Annotated in this window: 18 protein-coding genes; 9 read left to right on the top strand and 9 right to left on the bottom strand. The window is 44.9% G+C overall.

The window, feature by feature from the left end:
- The first annotated feature begins 444 nt into the window (after positions 1-444).
- The 5 genes from JOE45_RS12150 to JOE45_RS12130 all read left to right on the top strand — a co-directional run bounded on the left by JOE45_RS12150 (position 445) and on the right by JOE45_RS12130 (position 5,446).
- Positions 445-1,839 (top strand): phenylacetate--CoA ligase family protein, encoded by a 1,395-nt coding sequence (locus JOE45_RS12150; protein WP_210019950.1) that lies wholly within the window; start codon positions 445-447, stop codon positions 1,837-1,839.
- Positions 1,840-1,876: 37 nt separating this feature from the next.
- Positions 1,877-3,058, top strand: a complete 1,182-nt coding sequence (locus JOE45_RS12145; protein WP_210019951.1) for an ABC transporter substrate-binding protein — start codon at positions 1,877-1,879, stop codon at positions 3,056-3,058.
- A gap of 63 nt (positions 3,059-3,121) precedes the next feature.
- Positions 3,122-4,279: a thiolase family protein gene (locus JOE45_RS12140; RefSeq protein WP_210019952.1), complete on the top strand. Its 1,158-nt coding sequence runs from the start codon at positions 3,122-3,124 to the stop codon at positions 4,277-4,279.
- Positions 4,280-4,299: 20 nt separating this feature from the next.
- Positions 4,300-4,773 (top strand): MaoC/PaaZ C-terminal domain-containing protein, encoded by a 474-nt coding sequence (locus tag JOE45_RS12135; protein ID WP_210019953.1) that lies wholly within the window; start codon positions 4,300-4,302, stop codon positions 4,771-4,773.
- 208 nt (positions 4,774-4,981) lie between these two features.
- Positions 4,982-5,446, top strand: coding sequence for an acyl-CoA thioesterase (locus JOE45_RS12130; RefSeq protein ID WP_210019954.1), 465 nt, complete (start codon positions 4,982-4,984; stop codon positions 5,444-5,446).
- A 43-nt stretch (positions 5,447-5,489) separates the two neighbouring features.
- Here the strand turns inward: JOE45_RS12130 and JOE45_RS12125 are convergent, their stop codons facing one another.
- Complete coding sequence (locus JOE45_RS12125) at positions 5,490-6,548, bottom strand: YkvI family membrane protein (protein ID WP_210019955.1); 1,059 nt, start codon at positions 6,546-6,548, stop codon at positions 5,490-5,492.
- A gap of 218 nt (positions 6,549-6,766) precedes the next feature.
- On the opposite strand from JOE45_RS12125, the gene JOE45_RS12120 reads away from it, so the two are divergent.
- Entirely contained in the window at positions 6,767-7,642 is an 876-nt protein-coding gene (locus JOE45_RS12120; protein WP_210019956.1) for a radical SAM/SPASM domain-containing protein, read from the top strand.
- 139 nt (positions 7,643-7,781) lie between these two features.
- Here JOE45_RS12120 and JOE45_RS12115 read toward each other — a convergent pair whose 3' ends face one another.
- The 7 genes from JOE45_RS12115 to JOE45_RS12085 all read right to left on the bottom strand — a co-directional run bounded on the left by JOE45_RS12115 (position 7,782) and on the right by JOE45_RS12085 (position 14,252).
- Positions 7,782-8,861, bottom strand: a complete 1,080-nt coding sequence (locus JOE45_RS12115) for a lactonase family protein (protein ID WP_210019957.1) — start codon at positions 8,859-8,861, stop codon at positions 7,782-7,784.
- 128 nt (positions 8,862-8,989) lie between these two features.
- Positions 8,990-9,907 carry a response regulator gene (locus JOE45_RS12110; RefSeq protein WP_210019958.1) on the bottom strand — a complete coding sequence of 306 codons (918 nt, stop codon included), beginning with the start codon at positions 9,905-9,907 and terminating at the stop codon, positions 8,990-8,992.
- Positions 9,882-11,177 carry a sensor histidine kinase gene (locus tag JOE45_RS12105; RefSeq protein ID WP_210023322.1) on the bottom strand — a complete coding sequence of 432 codons (1,296 nt, stop codon included), beginning with the start codon at positions 11,175-11,177 and terminating at the stop codon, positions 9,882-9,884. The genes JOE45_RS12110 and JOE45_RS12105 overlap by 26 nt, the downstream gene beginning before the upstream one ends.
- Positions 11,178-11,284: 107 nt before the next feature.
- Positions 11,285-11,935 carry an amino acid ABC transporter permease gene (locus tag JOE45_RS12100; protein WP_210019959.1) on the bottom strand — a complete coding sequence of 217 codons (651 nt, stop codon included), beginning with the start codon at positions 11,933-11,935 and terminating at the stop codon, positions 11,285-11,287.
- A gap of 15 nt (positions 11,936-11,950) precedes the next feature.
- Complete coding sequence (locus tag JOE45_RS12095; protein WP_210019960.1) at positions 11,951-12,607, bottom strand: amino acid ABC transporter permease; 657 nt, start codon at positions 12,605-12,607, stop codon at positions 11,951-11,953.
- 81 nt (positions 12,608-12,688) lie between these two features.
- The gene (locus tag JOE45_RS12090; RefSeq protein WP_461479708.1) at positions 12,689-13,507 is read right to left on the bottom strand and encodes a transporter substrate-binding domain-containing protein; all 819 of its coding nucleotides are present in this window, start codon (positions 13,505-13,507) and stop codon (positions 12,689-12,691) included.
- A gap of 16 nt (positions 13,508-13,523) precedes the next feature.
- Positions 13,524-14,252 (bottom strand): amino acid ABC transporter ATP-binding protein, encoded by a 729-nt coding sequence (locus tag JOE45_RS12085; RefSeq protein ID WP_210019962.1) that lies wholly within the window; start codon positions 14,250-14,252, stop codon positions 13,524-13,526.
- A gap of 207 nt (positions 14,253-14,459) precedes the next feature.
- Here JOE45_RS12085 and speD point away from each other — a divergent pair, with 207 nt between their 5' ends.
- On the top strand, positions 14,460-15,266 hold the full coding sequence (gene speD / locus JOE45_RS12080; protein WP_210023323.1) for an adenosylmethionine decarboxylase: 807 nt from the start codon (positions 14,460-14,462) through the stop codon (positions 15,264-15,266).
- 80 nt (positions 15,267-15,346) lie between these two features.
- On the opposite strand, the gene JOE45_RS12075 is transcribed toward speD, so the two are convergent.
- On the bottom strand, positions 15,347-16,720 hold the full coding sequence (locus JOE45_RS12075; RefSeq protein ID WP_210019963.1) for a sensor domain-containing diguanylate cyclase: 1,374 nt from the start codon (positions 16,718-16,720) through the stop codon (positions 15,347-15,349).
- Positions 16,721-17,392: 672 nt separating this feature from the next.
- Here JOE45_RS12075 and JOE45_RS12070 point away from each other — a divergent pair.
- Both JOE45_RS12070 and JOE45_RS12065 read left to right on the top strand, forming a co-directional pair.
- Complete coding sequence (locus tag JOE45_RS12070; protein ID WP_210019964.1) at positions 17,393-18,385, top strand: ABC transporter substrate-binding protein; 993 nt, start codon at positions 17,393-17,395, stop codon at positions 18,383-18,385.
- A 53-nt stretch (positions 18,386-18,438) separates the two neighbouring features.
- Complete coding sequence (locus JOE45_RS12065) at positions 18,439-19,098, top strand: isochorismatase family protein (RefSeq protein ID WP_210019965.1); 660 nt, start codon at positions 18,439-18,441, stop codon at positions 19,096-19,098.
- Positions 19,099-19,141: the final 43 nt, after the last annotated feature.

The raw sequence follows: 19,141 nt of genomic DNA, 5'->3' as shown, positions 1-19,141 counted from the left end.
TTCTGTAAGTTTAGTTCGATCTCTTGTCCGCTTCGCAGCGGACCTAGACAGAAGGATGTAAAAATATATTACGCAGAACTATTGACAGATTGTATAATCCACATATAATAATGAGTATTATCTAGCAATTGCGTTAATTATATTAATATTAATGTAGGGGGGTGAAAAATGATTACATTTTTTGTGAGCTCTTTTAAAACAAGATGCATTACATAATCAAGTAGAAATGATCTCCATTCATTCAAAAATACTCACACACCGCACATACCACCCACACCACTTATATGTTCTAGATGCCGTGCCTCATCTTTACCGCCTATTCATCATCACTCACAGAAATTCACCATTGGAAGCACATTTATATGGATGCTCGCCGTTTCCGTTTTTACATTAGAAGTTCTATCACTCATGGATTTGAATGATATGGAAATGAGGAGGCTAAATATGTCGGAACTTTATCAACATCTTCCTTGGTACAGATCACCCCGTTATTCTGATGAGTTGGAACATGAGCTTTGTACGCAGCCCAGGGAAAAAATTAAAGAAATTCAATCCTTACGGTTTAAACAAGTGGTTAACTATGCGTGGGACAACATCCCGTTCTATCGTTGGCTGTGGAGTGAAGCCGGAGTCTCCCCCAGTCACATCCATACGATTGACGATATTCAAAAGCTGCCCACATGGAATAAAAATACGCAGAAGCTGATGATTGAAAAATCCCCTCCTTTCGGTAACTATTACACCTTTTCCGGTTTATCCGATGCACACTTTATCGTCTCCACCAGCGGTACGACAGGTTCTCCCATCATGATGCCATTAAATGAAGATGACTTTCCGGGGCTGCAGGATACCTTTGCTCGTACGATGGGTATGGTTGGGGTGAACTCCAAGGACATCGTTCAAGTATTGTTTACCTTTAGCACAATGGGTGCCGCATGGTGTGGAACGGCAGGAGCGTTAGGTGTTGGCGCTACGGTATTACCTGCGAGCAGCGGAAAAACGACCCCCTCCGGAAAGCAAATTCAATGGATTAAACAGGCTGGCGTGACCGTACTGTACGGAACAGCGAGCTATATTAAACACTTGGCTGATGTGGCAGAGAATGAAGGCATTGATCTGGTTTCGTCCTCCGTCAGAATACTGCTCACAGCCGGAGAAATGGTGTCGGATGCGACAAGTAAAGAAATAGAACAATTGTGGGGGGCCAAGCATTTTGATTTTTATGGCACCGTAGATACGATGACTTGGAGCTCTGTCAACTGCGAGCACAGCAGACTCAAGCACGGCAAACTGGGTATGCACGTGTGGGAGGATTTTGGATTAATTGAAGTGCTTGATCCGAATGGAAAGCGTGTGGACAACAAGGAATACGGAAATATGACAGTGACCAGCTGGGCCTGGAAAAACTCACCCCGGATTCGCTTCTCCACCGGTGACAGAGTTGCTGTTGATGATACGCCCTGCACATGCGGAAGAACATTGACCAGAATGCTGCCGATTCTGGGCAGAGTCGATGACATGATAAGAATTAAAGGACAAAATATTTATCCGCTGGCCATCGAAAGCTTGCTTAAATCGTTGGAATTTGAGGTTCACGAATATATGGTGGAAGTGGACTCTCATAACGGCAGGGATGAAATCACCCTTATTATTGAGCAAAAAAATAATAGCAATGATGATTTATCGATGGAGATCAATAAACGATTTCAAGCGGCATTCAACGTTACACCCATAGTAAAAATGGTTCCTTTGGGGAGCACGGCGGAGATGACAAAGTTAGGTAAAGAGCCCAAGGTTAAACGTATCTTTGATAAAAGACATAAATCTATAAAGGTTTAACGCGATTCTACATTATATCATATGGGGGTATTTTACCGTGAAAAAAATCATGTTCATTATGATGCTTGTTATCGCCCTAACAGTGTCTGGCTGCAGTGGAGGCTCTCAAACCGATGGTGTAAACACAGCCGGCACCGGTACATCCTCTGAACCGATTAAAATCGGGTACACGGGCGGGTTCAGTGGAGCTACCGCAACGTTCGGCACTCCTATTTTTAATGCGGTGTCCTATGCAGTAGAAGAAATTAATAGCAATGGCGGGATATTGGGGCGGAAGATCGAGTTGTTAAAGGAAGATAATGAAGGGGACCCGTTCAAGGGGCAGCAGATTGTCGATAAATTCGCTTCAGAAAAGGCTCAATTTTTTATTTCCGGGTCAGGGAGCGCGGTAGCTCTGTCAGAAAAGCAAAAAGCGGAAATGAATAAAATGCTGGGGATTGCGGCGACAGCAGGGGACCCCAAAGTAACCAATACGAATGATCCGTACTATTTTACCGTTATACCTACCAGTGATGATTTGGGCGGTTCGATAGCCTACCACGCAGCAGAGAATATGGGAACAAAGGAAGTGATCGTATTTGCGCGTGATGATGCTTTTGGAAAGTCCATTTCCGTTCCGTTTATGAAAATAGGTGAGCAGTACGGAATGAAAACAGTGAAAGAGTACATCTATCCCGTGAATGCGAAAGACTTTACCGCCTATCTCAGTCAAGGAATTAAAGAGTTTCCGAACGCTTTAATTATGATTACCGGTTATGCTCCAGACGGTGGACTCATTGCGAAACAAGCACGAGGGTTGGGTTACAACAAGTCGTTCTTCGGGAATGTGTCATTAATTAATAACGAATATGTGCAAATCGCCGGCGATGCAGCGAATAACACCATCGTTTCTACGACGAACTATCACAAAGAGGGAGAAACGGGAACGGCGGCAGGCCGATTTATTGAGGCTTGGAAAAAGAAATTTGGGCATGGTCCGGATGACTATGAATTCCGGGGATACGATTCGGTTTATCTGTTAAAAGAAGCCATTGAAAAGTCTGGACAATTCGATCCCGAAGCGGTAAGAAAAGCGCTGGTTCAAGTAAAAGATTACGATGGCGTTTCAGGCAAATTGACCTTCAAGTCCAATGGGTCCATTGAGAAAATCCTGTATATTACAAAGATCAATAACGGCGAAAGGGAACTCGTTACAGAGGTAGATCCGGCTAAATATTAGAAGCCTTTGGGTTGAGCAGCTCGCCACAGTCTACAATATGGAAATGGAAGAGGTGAAGTTCATTTGAAAGACAACGTATATGTGTTGGGTACGGGGATCATCCGCATGGGCAAATATTTGGACCGCAGTTTAAAAGATTTGGCACTGGAGGCCATTACCGGTGCGCTTGTGGATGCATCTGTTCAAGCAGAGCAAGTGGAGTGCGCCTTTGTGGCCAATGGCATGGGCGGAATCGTCACCGGACAGGAATGTATGCTTGGGCAAATTGTAACGCAGCATGCGGGAATAAAGGGAATTCCGGTGTTTAACATTGAAAATGCTTGCGCGAGTGGAGCGTCGGCTCTGCACTTGGCTATTCAGCGAATTCGAGCTGGGGGTTCGCGGCTGGCTTTGGTTGTCGGGGTTGAAAAGCTGTATCACGCAGATCGGACGGTTATCTCCACGGCACTGGCATCGGCTAGCGACGTCGAATTGCTTCCGAAAGATGTGCCGCCAACGTTCTTTATGGAAACCTACGCGATGCAGGCTAAACGGTATATGGAGAAATATCGGTGCGGCGTGGAGCCGTTTGCTCAAGTATCGGTGAAAAACCGTTATCACGCATCCTTGAATCCATATGCGCAGTATAGAAATGAAGTCACCTTGGATGAAGTGTTGCAATCTCCGATGATCGTAGATCCGCTAACGCGTCTGATGTGTTCTCCGATCAGCGATGGCGCTGCTGCTTTGATCATCGGGACAGCAGAGCATCTGAATTCAAGCAGGCCGAAGATTCGAGTCGCGGCAAGCCAGGTGGTCTCCGGTAACGGTCATGGCAGCATCGTTGTTCGCGCCGCTCAGTCTGCGTTTAAAGAAGCCGAGATGAAACCAGTAGATGTTTCGGTGGTGGAATTACACGATGCGACGTGCCCGGCCGAAATTAAAATTTGTGAAGAGCTGGGCATTTTCGGGGAGGGAAAAGGACACCGCGCTGTGTTAGAAGGCTACACCACCCTTGGCGGCAGGGTCCCTGTTAATACGAGCGGTGGATTGGTTTCCAAAGGGCATCCGATTGCCGCCACCGGTGTTGCCCAGATCATTGAGCTATATGAACACCTCTGCGGACGGGCAGGCGAAAGACAGGTCGAGAATGCCCGCGTAGGCTTGGCCGAAAATGCTGGCGGATGGGTAAACCATGATGCCGGTGTATGCGCCGTTCATTTGTTAGAAAGGGTTGAGTAACGTAAAGGAGCAGGTTACCCATGACATTCGAACAATTCTACGTAGGACAGACCTTTGTAACAGATAAACACAGGGTCACTCAGGAAGAGATGCTGGAATTTGCCGTGAAATATGATCCCCAGACGATTCATCTTAATCAGCAGGTTGCAGCCGAAGGCATGTACGGCAATATTATAGCTTCCGGTTTCCTGACGTTATCCGTGGCTTGGACTTTATTCATCCGAGCCCATATTTTTGGCGAAGAAAGCAGGGCGGGAGCGGGTATGGACAAGGTTCGATTTCTTGCCCCCGTATTTCCTGGAGACTCCCTTTATACGATCATCACGATCTTGGAATTGCGGCCTTCCAAATCACGACCGGAGCTAGGCATCGTCACCTTTTCATTCGCTGTTAAAAACCAGCATGATCTTGAGGTGTTGACTTGCCAAATCGTCGGGCTCATTATGCGTGAAGATCATGTAAATCTGGACGAAGTGACCTCAAGCAAGGATTGAAAGATTGTTTTTCTATGAACATAGACATGGCTAAAGGATAGCGTTGTCAGAATCATTTCTGATACGCTATCCTTTTTTTATTTTAAAATTCGGGGTATTCAAAGGTTTATCTTACTGTAATCACGGCGATAAAGGTTGTGTTGCGATTAAAATAGATTAGTTCTAAAATATGTAGATGTACGGTTCCATCACGAAAGGAGATCTATTCATGAATAAGATAGCTTTTGTCCAGCCTGACCCTCAAAGCTGGATGGAAAAATTTCATTTTTTTATCCCCATTAAGGTACGCTATTGTGAGACTGACCTCATTGGACATGTGAATAATGTAAGTTATTTCATGTATTTCGAACAAGGACGTATCGAGTATTTCGAGAATCTCGAATTGACTGAAGACCTGTTCAGCGATAAAACGGTATCCGTCGTTGCTAACCTGGAATGCCAGTACCTCGCCTCTATATATCTGAAAGATCCTCTTAAGCTCCATGTTAGAGTTGCCAAAATGGGCCGTTCTTCATTGGATTTGGAATATGCGTTGATCGTGGATGACCAGTTAAAAGCGGCAGGGCGAGGGACGATCGTTCTGATTGATACGAAAAGCGGGAAAAGCACGCCCATACCCGATACGGCCCGAGAAATCATCCGTTCCTTTGAGGGGAACACTCCAAATAAATAACCCTCGTGTTTATTGCCAAGTCAAGAAAAAAATACAAATTGTATCATTTTCTTGACTTAAATCCGGGCGTTCGTTTTACGGCCAAAAAGATAAGCAGGAAGAGACCGACATAACCAAAGAGGGTGTACAAGAAGGAAAGAAGAAAAGAATAGCTCATCTGGCTGATCACAAAGCAAGCGAGTAAAATGGTGGCCACCAGCAGATTGGACGGAAGAGTCGGATAAATGCTTTGAATTTGCCGGGACATACCGAAGACGTTTCCGATTAAAGTGGTAAATATTTCTCCATAGATAACCAAAATAAACAAGAGGTGCATGTATGGACCGAATTCCCGAATCACTTCAGCCATGGGGATATTGAATTTCATGATCCCCGGCATCAATGAGTTCATTGAGAAATGGCTGGTGAACAGCATAAGACCAATCCCGATCCCACCCCAAATCCCGCCCCAGGTCAATAAGCGTTCATCCTTGATTTCGCTACCCAACGGAACCAGTACCGCTTGAAGGGTAGCAAAATTGAGCGCGGCATAAGCAAAAGGACTGATAATCCATTCCAGCTGGCCGACCTGCTCCATCTGCCACTCGCTGGTTCTATATAGTTCATCCATCGAAAAATAAGTAATGCCAATGATAATAGAGAAAAAGAGCATCATCGGAACCACCAAGGTATTAATGGCGAGAATACCTTTTAATTGTTGGGTTAATACCAAATAAATAAGGACCAAGCTGATGATCATACCCCATTGTTCGGAGAGGCCCATTTGTTCTTGAAAGATGGAGCCGGCACCGGAAAGCATAACGGAGGTTACGCCGAACAAAATCACAAAGCTGACTCCATTGGCTACTTTACCAAACTGACGACCAAACAAGTAGGTATTGAGCTCCTGATATGAAAATGCCTTGAGCCGATGTGACATGATCATCATCTTGGTTCCAAGCCAAATAAAAAGAAATGTGCTTACCAGAATACCGAAAATACCATAGGCACCGAAAATCGTGAAAAATTGCATGATGGATAGCCCGGAGGCGAAGCCCGCGCCTACTACAGTTCCCATATAAGTTGCAGCGATTTGGATAATGGTTATGGTCTTATTGCGCATAAGGTCCTCCAGGGTTTGATCTGACGGAATGATTATAATTCAAATGTATGTCCAAGTTGCTTGTATATTCTCTTTAGAAGATAAAAACAAAGCACCCATAATGTCTTCTACTTAAACGAAAACATGCTATGGTATAATACATGTGATGATTCTATTTATTCGGAGAAGCAATTCATATGAATATCATCATAGATTAGATCTGGAATGGGGAACACTTCTTGAAAACTTTCAAAAAAGTATATATCGAAATTACAAGCGTTTGCAATCTGGCCTGCAGCTTTTGTCCGCAAACCAGCCGAAAGGCGAATTTTATCAAGCTGGATACCTTTAATCACATATTGGATCAGATCAACCCGCATACGAATCATATTTATCTTCATGTCAAAGGCGAGCCTCTCCTCCATCCCAAAATCGATGAGCTGCTGGATGCAAGCCACGCCAAAGGATTTAAGGTCAATATAACGACCAACGGAACGCTGATCAATAAGGCGAAGCATAAAATACTGGGGAAACCGGCGCTGCGCCAAATGAACTTCTCGCTTCATAGCTTTGATGGACATGAGGGCTCCACCAATCGTGAACAATATTTGGCCGATATTCTTTCTTTTGTCCGTGAAGCGGCGGAGCATCAAGTGATCTTCTCGTTCAGGCTATGGAATTTAGATCAAGATAATATAACCAATGCGGAAAGGAGCAGAAATCGGGAAACGCTGGCCATGCTGGAGAAGGAGTTTAATCTGGACTTCAGAATTGAAGAGAAAGTAGCGCCGGGCAGCGGGGTCAAAATTGCCGATCGCATCTATTTGAATCAAGATCATGAGTTTCAATGGCCGAGTTTACAAGCGCCCGAAGATGACGGCAAAGGATTTTGCCATGCGCTTCGGAGTCAAGCGGCGGTACTTGTCGACGGAACGGTTGTGCCCTGCTGTCTGGATGGTGAAGGCGTGATTAATTTAGGCAATATCCATAGTACGCCTTTTTCGGAAATCGTAGAAAGCGAAAGAGCGAATAATCTCTTCTATGGATTTTCCAGGAGAGAAGCCGTTGAGGAGTTATGCAGAAAGTGCGGATATAGACAAAGATTTGGCGCTTGATTATGCATGGATCGTTTACTATAGACACTACTCATCATTGAGTCAGTGTCTTTATTCATTGTGATATACCGCCTCAGTGTAATTATCCTTCAATCGCGATAATAAAAACCCTCCGCAAGAGCGAAGGGCAGGATTGGGCTTAATCCACAGCAGCAAATTGAATACACACAGGCTTGGACACTTCCAAAACGCTCCCCGTAGGGAGCAGCTTCCCAGTATTCGCATCTCTGGTAAACGTAACGATATGGTTGGAATCCCGGTTGGCCGCGAGCAAGAAGCGTCCGTCCGGCGACAACGCGAAGTTGCGCGGATGCCCGCCAAGCGTGGAGGCATGTTCGACTAAAGTGAGCTTTCCCGTTGATGGATCGATCGAGTACACTGCGATGCTGTCATGTCCGCGATTGGACCCATAAAGGAAACGACCGTCGGGAGAAATGTGAATATCGGCGCATGCATTTTCCCCCTTATACGATTCAGGGAGTGTAGAAACCGTTTGGGTTTCGCTTAACTCCCCGTGTTTCTCATCATAGGCGAACCCGGTGATGGTTGCATTGAGTTCATTAATAACGTAACCAAATGGCAACGAAGGATGGAAGGCAAAATGCCGCGGACCTGAACCGGGAGCAACCTGTACTTCTCCATGAGGAATTAACCGGTGGGCAGAGATATCCAGCTGGTAGATAAAGATGCGGTCAAGGCCCAAATCGGAAACGATGGCAAAACGATTGGAGCGGTCGATAAATACGGAATGCGCCCGCGGCCGGTCCTGCACGGGAAGAATGCTGGAGCCTTTATGCTGGTGGATGTCAGCGGTCTTTCCCACCTGGCCATCCTCCAGCAGGGGGGACAGACCGATCATGCCTCCATGATAGCTGGACACCATGATGCATTGGCGGGTATGATCCAAAGTGATATGACAAGTAGTTGACGGAACGGTCATCTCTTTGTTTGAAAACGTTAATGCTCCGGTTGAAGGGTCAAAAGCAAAAGCAGCAGCAGCTCCGCTGCGCTGTCCATTAGAGTCCGTTTCCTCTGTTATGGCGTACAGCTTTGAACCCTCTTTATCCACGGCGAGAAAGGTCGGGTTTTGAAGGCCTTCAGCTTGGTCGATGATTTCTAGACCACCGGTTTCCGTATCGAACCAGCATGAATACAGTCCGGGATTGTCGGATTCCGCGTAGGATCCTAAGAACGCGAGAATCTTTTTCTTTTTCTCCATAAATACTCCAACCTCTTTCCGATTCATGGTATATACGCATTATCGCAAATCCACATCCAACAGGCAAATCAGTGTTTTAAGCGGCCCAATGATGACATGCTTTATTCTTGCTTTTATCAAAGATGATCTCAATGGCTCAGAGAACACGCCTCCATATAGAATACATACAGAAATTTTCGAATATTCAACTTAGAGGACGACGTCTTGCTGTCTTCCTCTAATTCTCGCATTCGATTGCGTACTTCCTGAAAATCGAATAATCGGGATGCATAGTATTCGAATGTTGGGTTTCCGTAATCGTTTAATCCCAAAGATGAAAGATGGGTAAGGGATTGCAGCGCCAACCGACGTACCCGCTGCTCCAGCGCACGAACGTCCTTAAGCATACTTGCATCCGGCGAATAGCTGTTCTTCTTAGCAACTTGCTCATAAATGGTTTTGAGCGGCGGCAAATCGGTCAGCATATTGCCTTCCTGTTCCTGCTCTTTCAACCAACTGACAATATGGATCAGGTCAGAGGCGCCCGCTTCGCCGGCGATTCCCAATTGCGGCAATAAGGAGCGTGCTTGTTCTTCGATGGACCTTTGCTTCTGCCCGGCAGTGCTTCCTTTGGCATCTCCGATTCCCGACGTCTCCAATAAACTAAGCGAATGACGGATCGTTTGCATCGATCTCTCCAGTAATACATGATCCGAAACTCGTCTTAAAACCGCAAGAACCTCCAAGCGATTAATCGGCTTTTGGATGAACGTATCGACCCCTTGCTGATAAGCCTCTCCGATCATTTCCTTGTTTTCGACCTGGGAGATCATGATAAATCTGCCCTCGTAGCCTTCTTCCCGAAGAGCTTTGACCGTTTCAATCCCGTCGCGTCCTGGCATCAGCAAATCAATGATGACGATTTCCGCATACCGAATGTCTTCTTTCGTTGTTCGAGCTCCATCTTCCGATTCGCCGATGACCTCTCCGAGGCCGCTTTCGCTAATGATACGAGATACCATTTTTCGGACGGCAGGGTCGTCATCCACCAGATAAAATTTCAGCATGCTCTGCCTCCTCCCTTTGTATTAAACGTTCCGACGGAATACGGACTTCAAACCGCGTTTGTCCCGATACACTGTACACGCAGATATCTCCTCCGAGCAAACGAACGATATCCGCGGCATGCGAAAGACCGATACCGGTTGAAGAGTTTCCTTCGTTGTCAAATTTGGTCGTATAGCCGGGGTGAAAGATCAAGTCCAGCTCATCGGAAGATATGCCGGGACCATTGTCTGTCACGTAGAATACAACAGAATCGAATTTAAGATCAACCCGTATTTCGATTCGCCCTTGGATCTCAATCGATTCAACCGCATTAGACACGATGTTATTCAATACGGAAAGAAGCGGATAAATTTCGTCGGTGGATAGTTTAACGTCGCAGCGGGTATTGAGCTCAATGGTTTTTCCCAGCAGCAAACTGTAGTTTTCATTGGCCCTCGCCACCATCGAGCAAAGAACCGAAATGGAAACTCGCTTCGAAAGCATCTGTTCCTGTTGAATGATCTTAGATAAGCCAGACAGAATGCGCTGGGAATCCTTCTTGATTTCATGCACGTTCTCTGCGATATGGAGCGCTCGCACCGCGTGAGGGGGAGACAGATTTTTCAGCTCTTTGGACAACTGGTAGCTCTCCCGAGTAATGTCTTCAATATTGGACATTGATTTTCGAAGATAAAAGGCCTCTTCAAACAAATCGGAATTAATCAGCATTAACCGTTCCAACTCTTGTCGACGCTGCTCCCCCTGCGCCCGGACCTGTCGAATCGCTAAAATATTGCACAGACCGACGACAAAAAAGCTGCGAAGCAAGCCGATCAGAACGATCAGCAAAATCCCTTGGGTGGTAATATTAGATACTGCATCCAATCCCATACGAATGAGCAATTCCGCTACATTGGATGCCATATCCGCAATCGCGCCGTAAAATCCTACCTTTAAAGGATATTCTACGTTTGTTTTTATCTTTAACAGGGAAATGACCGCTGCAAACGTAACATAGTAAAAAAAGACGGGCAAATGCTGTACGATTCCTTCGGGCCAGGGAATGCCATACAGCGAAGCATCCATCACAACCCGAAAAAAGACGATGAACACTCCAGCAGAAATGCCTGTAGCAAGAACAGGGATAGAAAACCATAATAATCCGAAGAAATAGGCTGCAATGCCAAGTGAAAATCGAAAATCTCCATCGAACGGAGTGATTTTCACTTCTCCAAGCAGCGCCGTCGACAGAAGTATGACGACCCAGATGAACAATTTATGATCCCGCATCTCTCGATTCGCCACTCCTTTTTACTCCGGATATCAAAAATACTCCTTCTTCCTATAGTACAGGAAGAAAGAGCATTTTGTCGCGTAGGAAAAGATACATATAGTTGTTATGCCTGTTGATTTTCGAGCCTGCGAGAAGCGATGGAAAGCAGGTAATTGACTACAAAATACAGAAGAGCCGCAAACAGGAACGTCGGAATGACGTAATTGATGTTATGGCCGTTGATGATTTGAACGTGGTTCATCAGCTCCGGCAGCGCAATGACCACCGCTAAAGACGTATCTTTCAGCAGTGAGATGAATTGGCTCACCATAGGAGGAACCATGCGACGGAGCGCAATGGGGAGAACAATATGCCTCAGCGTTTGCGTATTCGTCAATCCGGAAGAACGTCCGGCTTCGATGAGACCTTTTTCAACCGAGTTTAGACCGCTTCGTACGATTTCGGAGATCATAGCCGATTCAAAAATAACGAGAGCGACTACTGCCGCTGTAAACTTATCCATCTTAATGCCGATCTCTGGCAGAGCAAAATACGTAAAAAAGATGATCAGAAGCAGAGGTAAGTTACGGACCGTCTCGACCAACACCGCGAATACTTTGCTAAGTACAGGTACCTTGGCGTATCGAACCGTGCCTACAAGAATACTGATGACAAAACTAATCGCAATCGATAGGAGCGCTACCTCGATCGTGAGCAGAAAGCCTTGCAGCATAAATTGTATATTCACAGGGGACAGTGCACCAATAAAATCCATTACGCTTCCCCTCCTTTAATTCCCTGCGTACCTGCGTTCCAAATAACGCACGCCGTAGCTAAGTGGAATGGTCAAAACCAAATAAAAAATGGCAGCAAATATATAAGAACTAAACGTGTCGAAGGTATCCGAGTTAATTAAGTCGGCTTGATACATTAAGTCCGACGCGGATAAAATCGTAAATATCGAAGAGTTCTTCACCAGGTTCAAAAATTGATTGCCTAGTGGAGGAATTACGATCTTAATGGCCTGCGGCAAAATAATGTGCCACATGGCTTGAATATACGTTAAGCCTGACGAGCGAGCGGCTTCCATCTGACCTTTGGGTACGGTTTGAATACCGGCGCGAATAGCTTCCGCGATAAAGGCGGAGGTATAAACGGAAAGAGCAACCAAACCGGTAACAAAAGGAACGAGGACAACGCCGGTCATGATCGGAAGTCCGACCAAGACGAAAAATGCTATCAGCAGCAGTGGAATATTCCGGATAAATTCAACATAGGCCGCGCCGAACCATTGAAGCGGCTTAAAGGGGGTGATTCGAAACACCGCAATGATGGTGCCTAGAATAAAACTTGCAATGAGGGATATCACACTTGCTGCGACGGTCCCGCCAAATCCGATCATATAGCGGTCAATATTGTCGGTGAGGACCGTAAAATCGATTAACATATCCCTTACCTCCTTACATCCCGTTTGAAAGCATAGAGGAGACCAGCGGCCTGCGCTCATCCCCTCGGCTTGTGTATTATATTAGTTCGGTTTCTTGCCGATCCATTTCTCGTGGATGGCGTCGTATTCGCCGTTTTCTTTCATTTCCTTCAATGTATCATTAACCAGCTGCACAAACTCTGCATCGCCTTTACGGATTCCGATACCGTACGGCTCTTCCGTAAATGTCTCATCCAGTACTTTGAAGTTGCTGTCTTGTTTGGCCATTCCGAAGAGCAGAGCGTTATCTGTCGTCAAGGCGTCGCCTTGGCCAGCTTTTAATGCAGTGAACGCCTCAGCGTAGGTTTCGAATTCAAGAACCTGCGCATCTGGTGCCGCTTCGCGTACGTTCTTGGCCGATGTGGAGCCTTTGGCTGTCAATACTTTAGAAGACTTGGTCAAATCTTTAATGGATGTAATCGGGCTGTTAGCCGGAACAAGCAGGGATTGGCCTGCCGTGAAATAAACGTCAGAGAAGTCGATCTCTTGTTTGCGCTCTTCTGTAATCGTCATCGTAGCTACGATCATATCGATTTCGCCGTTTTTAAGCATTGGAATCCGTGTTTTGGAGGTAACTTCCTTAAGCTCGATCGCGTTCTCGTCGCCGAGAACTTTCTTTGCTACTGCTTTCGCGATGTCGATATCCAAGCCTTGAACTTGGCCGCTTGCCGGATCCTTCAAGCCGAACAAATTCAGGTCATACTTTACGCCAGCAATGACTTTGCCGTGTTCTTTGATTTTCGCGATCGATCCTTGTGCTTCTTCTGCAGCTGGCTTTCCACAGGCAGCCAATGTTCCCAGTGCCAATACGGCGGTCAATGCAATACTCGTGACTTTGCCCCAACGTTTCATTTCATACATCCCCTTTTTTCCTGAATTAGTGATTTAAGATACGGCTGAGGAATAAACGCGCTCGTTCTTCTCGCGGGTTTGCAAAAAACTCAGCCGGCGCTGCTTCCTCGACAATTTGTCCTTGATCCATAAAAACGACCCGGTCGGCGACTTCCTTCGCAAATCCCATTTCGTGGGTGACGACAACCATCGTCATTCCTTCGCGTGCAAGCTTCTTCATGACATCGAGTACTTCCCCGATAGTTTCCGGATCCAACGCGGACGTCGGTTCGTCGAACAGCATGATTTTCGGCTTCATGGAAAGACCGCGCGCGATGGCGACACGCTGCTGCTGGCCGCCGGATAGCTGAGACGGGAACGCATTTGCCTTATCGGGGATGCCGACTTTCTCAAGGTAAAACATTGCAGTCTTTTCCGCTTCCTCTTTCGATACCCCGACGACTTTCATGGGAGCGAGAGTAATATTTTCAAGCACGGTTTTATGCGGGTATAAGTTAAAATGCTGGAACACCATTCCGATATCCCTGCGCAACGCATTGATGTCGGTCTTCTTGTCATTGATTCTTACACTGTCAACAATCAACTCGCCGTCCGTGATCGCTTCCAAACGGTTGATGCAGCGGACCAGTGTGCTTTTGCCCGAACCGGATGGACCAATGACAACAACCACTTCGCCTTGTTTAATTGATAAATTAATATCTTTCAGTACATGAAATTGGCCGTAGTGTTTATTGACTTGATGGAAATGTATCATAGCGCTCCCCTTTCTTTTGTCAGAATAGTTTACGTGATTGAACACATGGTATTCCTCAAACAACCGAAAACGACCGAATCCGACATAAATAGTTCAAAAAAAATTAACAATTTATTTTCTTGACTGCGCTCTGAAGGGGAAAAGAATGGGTAAGTATGAAAAAGGGAATAGTATTCATTGAATCTCAAGAATAAGGGGAAATTCATGATGAAATTAACGCCGGAGCAGCGTATCCAATTACATGGCTTTAACAATCTTACAAAATCGTTAAGCTTTAATATGTATGACATTTGCTATACGAAAACCAAAGAAGAACGCGAAGCCTACATAGAATATATAGATGAGCAGTACAATGCCGACCGATTAACCAAGATACTCAAGGCCGTATCGGATATCATTGGCGCCCATGTTTTAAATATTGCCAAACAAGATTATGTTCCTCAAGGATCTAGTGTCACCTTGCTGGTTTCGGAGGGGCCGGTTGAAGAAGCTCCAACGGAGTCATTCGATGAATCACCCGGACCTCTTCCAGCAACGGTCGTCATGCAGTTAGATAAAAGTCATATTACGGTTCATACTTATCCTGAATACCATCCCGATGAAGGGATCAGCACGTTCAGAGCAGATATTGACGTATCTACCTGTGGGGAAATATCGCCGCTTAAAGCGCTCAATTATCTGATTCACTCCTTTGATACGGACATTATGACGATTGATTACCGGGTTCGCGGCTTCACAAGAGATATAAGCGGTCACAAGCTGTTTGTCGATCACGATATCAGCTCCATTCAAAATTACATTCCGGAAAATGTTAGAAGCTTATATGACATGATCGATGTGAATGTATATCAGGAAAATATTTTTCATACCAAATGTAAGTTGAAAGCATTCGATTTAAACAACTATTTATTTGGATATACGAAAGATAAGTTAAGTCCAAGGGAGCAGGAGGAAATAACGGAAAGTCTCAACATGGAAATGGATGAAATTTTTTATGGTAAGAATATGTATTAGTAGGAGTTTAAAAGTAAATATTTGAAAGGGAAAACAAATAAAACACCCCGAAGCGGATGTTTTATTTTGTAATGAAACCGTCACTGATCAATCATCACACGGTTTCTTCCGTTTTGTTTTGCTTGATACAAGGCGGAGTCGGCTGACGCAATCACATTTTCCTTTGCGATATCATGCGTTCTAGTGGTTACTCCAGCTGAAAAAGTCACTGTCACACTTTGGTCGTCTTGTAACGGAATTGGAGTTTCCTGAACCTTTGCAAGCAACCGAGCACCGATTTCTTCCGCTTCGGATAGCGTGGTCTCCGGAAGCAATATGGCGAACTCCTCACCTCCCCATCTGGAAACAAGATCCGTATCCCGTACGTGCATTTTCAGCACTTTGGCAGCGGTCTGCAGCACTTGATCGCCAAATATATGACCATACGTATCATTAATCTGTTTGAAATGGTCCAAATCAATCAAGATTAATGAGAGAGGATGTCCATACCGGTTTGATCGGATGACTTCTTCATCAAAGCGCTTCTCGAAGTGTCTCCGGTTTGCTATTTTCGTCAATTCGTCAGTAACAGAAAGTTCGTATAGTTTTCTTTCGATGACGATACGCTCTGTAATGTCATTGAGAACGACGATAAGTCCGCTGGCCAGTCCGTCATCATTGACCAGATAGGTATCTGCAAGATACGTATATGTATTTTTATAACTATCTGAGATATTCAGTTCCATTTGATCTACTTTTTGTCTTTGGGCCAGTAGCTGGAAGATTTGATCCGCATCTTTGTTGACTAATCTTACTCCAACTTTCCAAAAAAATTGATCCAGAACCTCATTCCGCTTCATATTTAATAACCGACACATGGCCGGGTTGCACAAATCAATCTTACCATTACGATCGATTCCAAGAATGAATGCACTGGAGTTCTCTACCAGTATGTGCTGTTTGTTCATAAGACTTGCTCTTACCTTAAGCGCACGATCCATGATGAAAATGATAACAATGCAAATCCCTACCTGCAATAAACCTGACAATATGCTGCCGGGTTGAGTTTTATCGAAATTCATGAGTACATGAACCGTACTGATCATCACACAGAGGAACAATACAAAGATAGCTTCTTTCACAGAGAAAAAAAGCAGAGCCAAAACAATGGGAACCATGAAGATCTCCAGACTGAACACATTCCCGCTATGTACGGTTCTTAACAGATCCCAAACAAAACCAAGTATTAAAATAATGCTTATCATCAAATAGATGACGAACCTTCTTTTCCTTGGAAAGGAATTCAACCATAGAGGCGCGGCTACGAAGTAAGTGAACAGCATCATAGCGGCAAGAAGCAGTAAATGAAGAGGAAGGGGTATATTCTGATGGAACAGCCATTCCGCATAGAGAAACCCTACATATGGTGCGAGTACTGCGATGTTTGCAACGAATGCAAGCATATTTTTTTTCAAAATCCTCCAGCTCCTTGGTGCTTTGCTTTTTACTACCTGATTTAAGATCTCGGCAATCATATACAGTCTAGCACTAGTAGTCAATCATTGCATCCAAAATTCGACAGCATCTTTTTGTGTTCGACAACAACTGTAATATGCAGTTCGGAGGACGCAAGGGAACTAACCCTCAGAGCTCGACGAGATCAGTACATGACTATTTTTTTGCGTTTCGCGCACAGTTAGGACACAAAAACGGTAACTCCGTATATAATCTTTTAAATCGCTTTCAATAATGGTCAAGGGAGCTGATTTCATGACAGAACAATATGTTAGGCCAGATTCGTATAAATACCTCCCTGTGTAAGAAGTATGGGTTTAGACAAGGACCTGGCCACGGCCAGGTTTTTCTTATGTTATTTTATTTTTTTGTTGAATTCTGTTTATCTCATGAATTATAATAAATGTAGTCTTGTTAGTGAATTATGTTCACTATTTGTGGAATCGGGGGTGTCATATCTCGGAATGTAGTTATTTCGTGCAACTAGACTAAGGTTCTTAGAAAGGACGATGAATAAATATTATTCACATCGTCTCCGAATGCACAATAACGTTAGCGCTTTCAGACTTTTCTAAACATGGTTTCAAATTCGCCGCAATAAAAATGTTAAAACAAAATATGGGAGGTACATCATGTCAAAACTGTCATTAAGCTTTGCTTGTTGGAATTACGATAGAGTCCAGGGATTAGTCGACGGAACGATCCAACCTGAAGGAATCGAGCTTAACTTTTTAAAATTGCCTGTAGAGGAAACGTTCTTTCGAATGATGCGCCATCAGGAGTTCGACGTATCCGAAATGTCCCTTTCCTCCTATTTAATCGCTCGTGACCGCGGGTTTCCGAAATTTACCGCAATTCCCGTTTTTCCATCACGATCCTTCCGCCATTCGGGCATATATGTGAATGTAAATTCAGGGATTAAGGAACCTAAGGACTTAATCGGAAAGCGTGTAGGTATACCTGAATATCAAGTAACAGCCAGCGTATTTATTCGTGGTATGCTGCAGCATGAATATGACGTTCACCCTTCGGATCTTCTTTGGTTCAGCGGTGGTCAAGAGAAACCAGGGCGGATTGAAAAAATAAAATTAAGTTTGCCTCCTGAAATTAAAATTCAACCGATCGATCCGCATAAGACCTTAAATCAAATGCTTGAGGAGGGCGAGATCGACGCACTAGTCTGTCCGCGTGCACCATCTTGCTTTGTTAAGGGTTCACCTAACGTCAAGAGGCTGTTTGATGATCATGCAACCGTCGAACAAGAATATTTCCGTAAGACCGGCATTTTCCCGATTATGCATCTGGTGGCCATTAAGGATGAAATACTGGAGAAAAATCCTTGGGTCGCTCAAAATCTGTATAAAGCTTTTGCGCAAGCCAAAAACGATGTATATGAAAGCTTTAATCAGAATGTAGCGCTAAATGTCATGCTTCCTTGGCTTTCGGCGGAGGTTCAAAGGACGAAAAAGGTGCTGGGCGACGATTTTTGGCCTTACGGGCTGGAAAAGAACAGGATCACTTTGAACGCGATGGTGAACTATTCCTTTGAACAAGGACTGATTAAAAGCAAGCCGCAAATCGAAGATCTGTTTGCGAAGTCGACGCTTGAGGAATTCACGATTTAGATATCAAGAGGTCGAGCCACTTAGAAAGCGCTTTACCCTAGAGGAGGATCAACATGCAAGAACATTCCATTGTGGATGAACAGCAGTTTTTTAAGGAGAAGGGTTTCGGGTTGAATATTGGGTTCGGTAAACGGCCGGCTCTCATTATCATTGACCTCACCCCCGCTTTTACCGATTATAAAAATCCAGAGATGCTCCTTGCATCTAATATGGACACACAAATGGCAGAGAACAAGCGCCTTCTCGATGTAGCCCGTGCCCGTAAAATTCCAGTTATATTTACCAGAGTAGCTTATGACGATGACGATTTTAGGGATGCAGGGACATGGTCCTTAAAACAAAAAGGAATCGAAACATTAAAAGCCGGCACGCCTGCTGTGGAAGTGGACCCCGTACTTGAATTCCAAAAGGGCGATATGCTTTTGACCAAAAAATACGCTTCAGCCTTCTTTGGAACAGATTTGGTTTCCCGCTTGGTGTCGCAAGGCGTTGATACCATTATTCTGACGGGATGTTCTACCAGCGGTTGTGTGCGTGCGACGGCTGTTGACGGAATATCCTACGGATTCCGGCCCGTTGTCGTAAAAGAGGCTGTGGGAGACCGTTCACAAACGGCGCATGAACAAAGCTTATTTGACCTTCAGGCCAAATATGCTCAAGTTGCCGGTGTAGAGGAAGTATTGGATTACTTACAAAATCAAATAAAAGAATAGCAGGTGTGATCCCCTCGCGTTTGGCGTGCTGCTTGATGTTACC

Source organism: Paenibacillus sp. PvR098 (genome assembly GCF_017833255.1).
Lineage (GTDB): Bacteria > Bacillota > Bacilli > Paenibacillales > NBRC-103111 > Paenibacillus_G.
The sequence above is the reverse complement of the archived record's forward strand: the minus strand, read 5'-3'. Positions and strand labels throughout refer to the sequence as shown.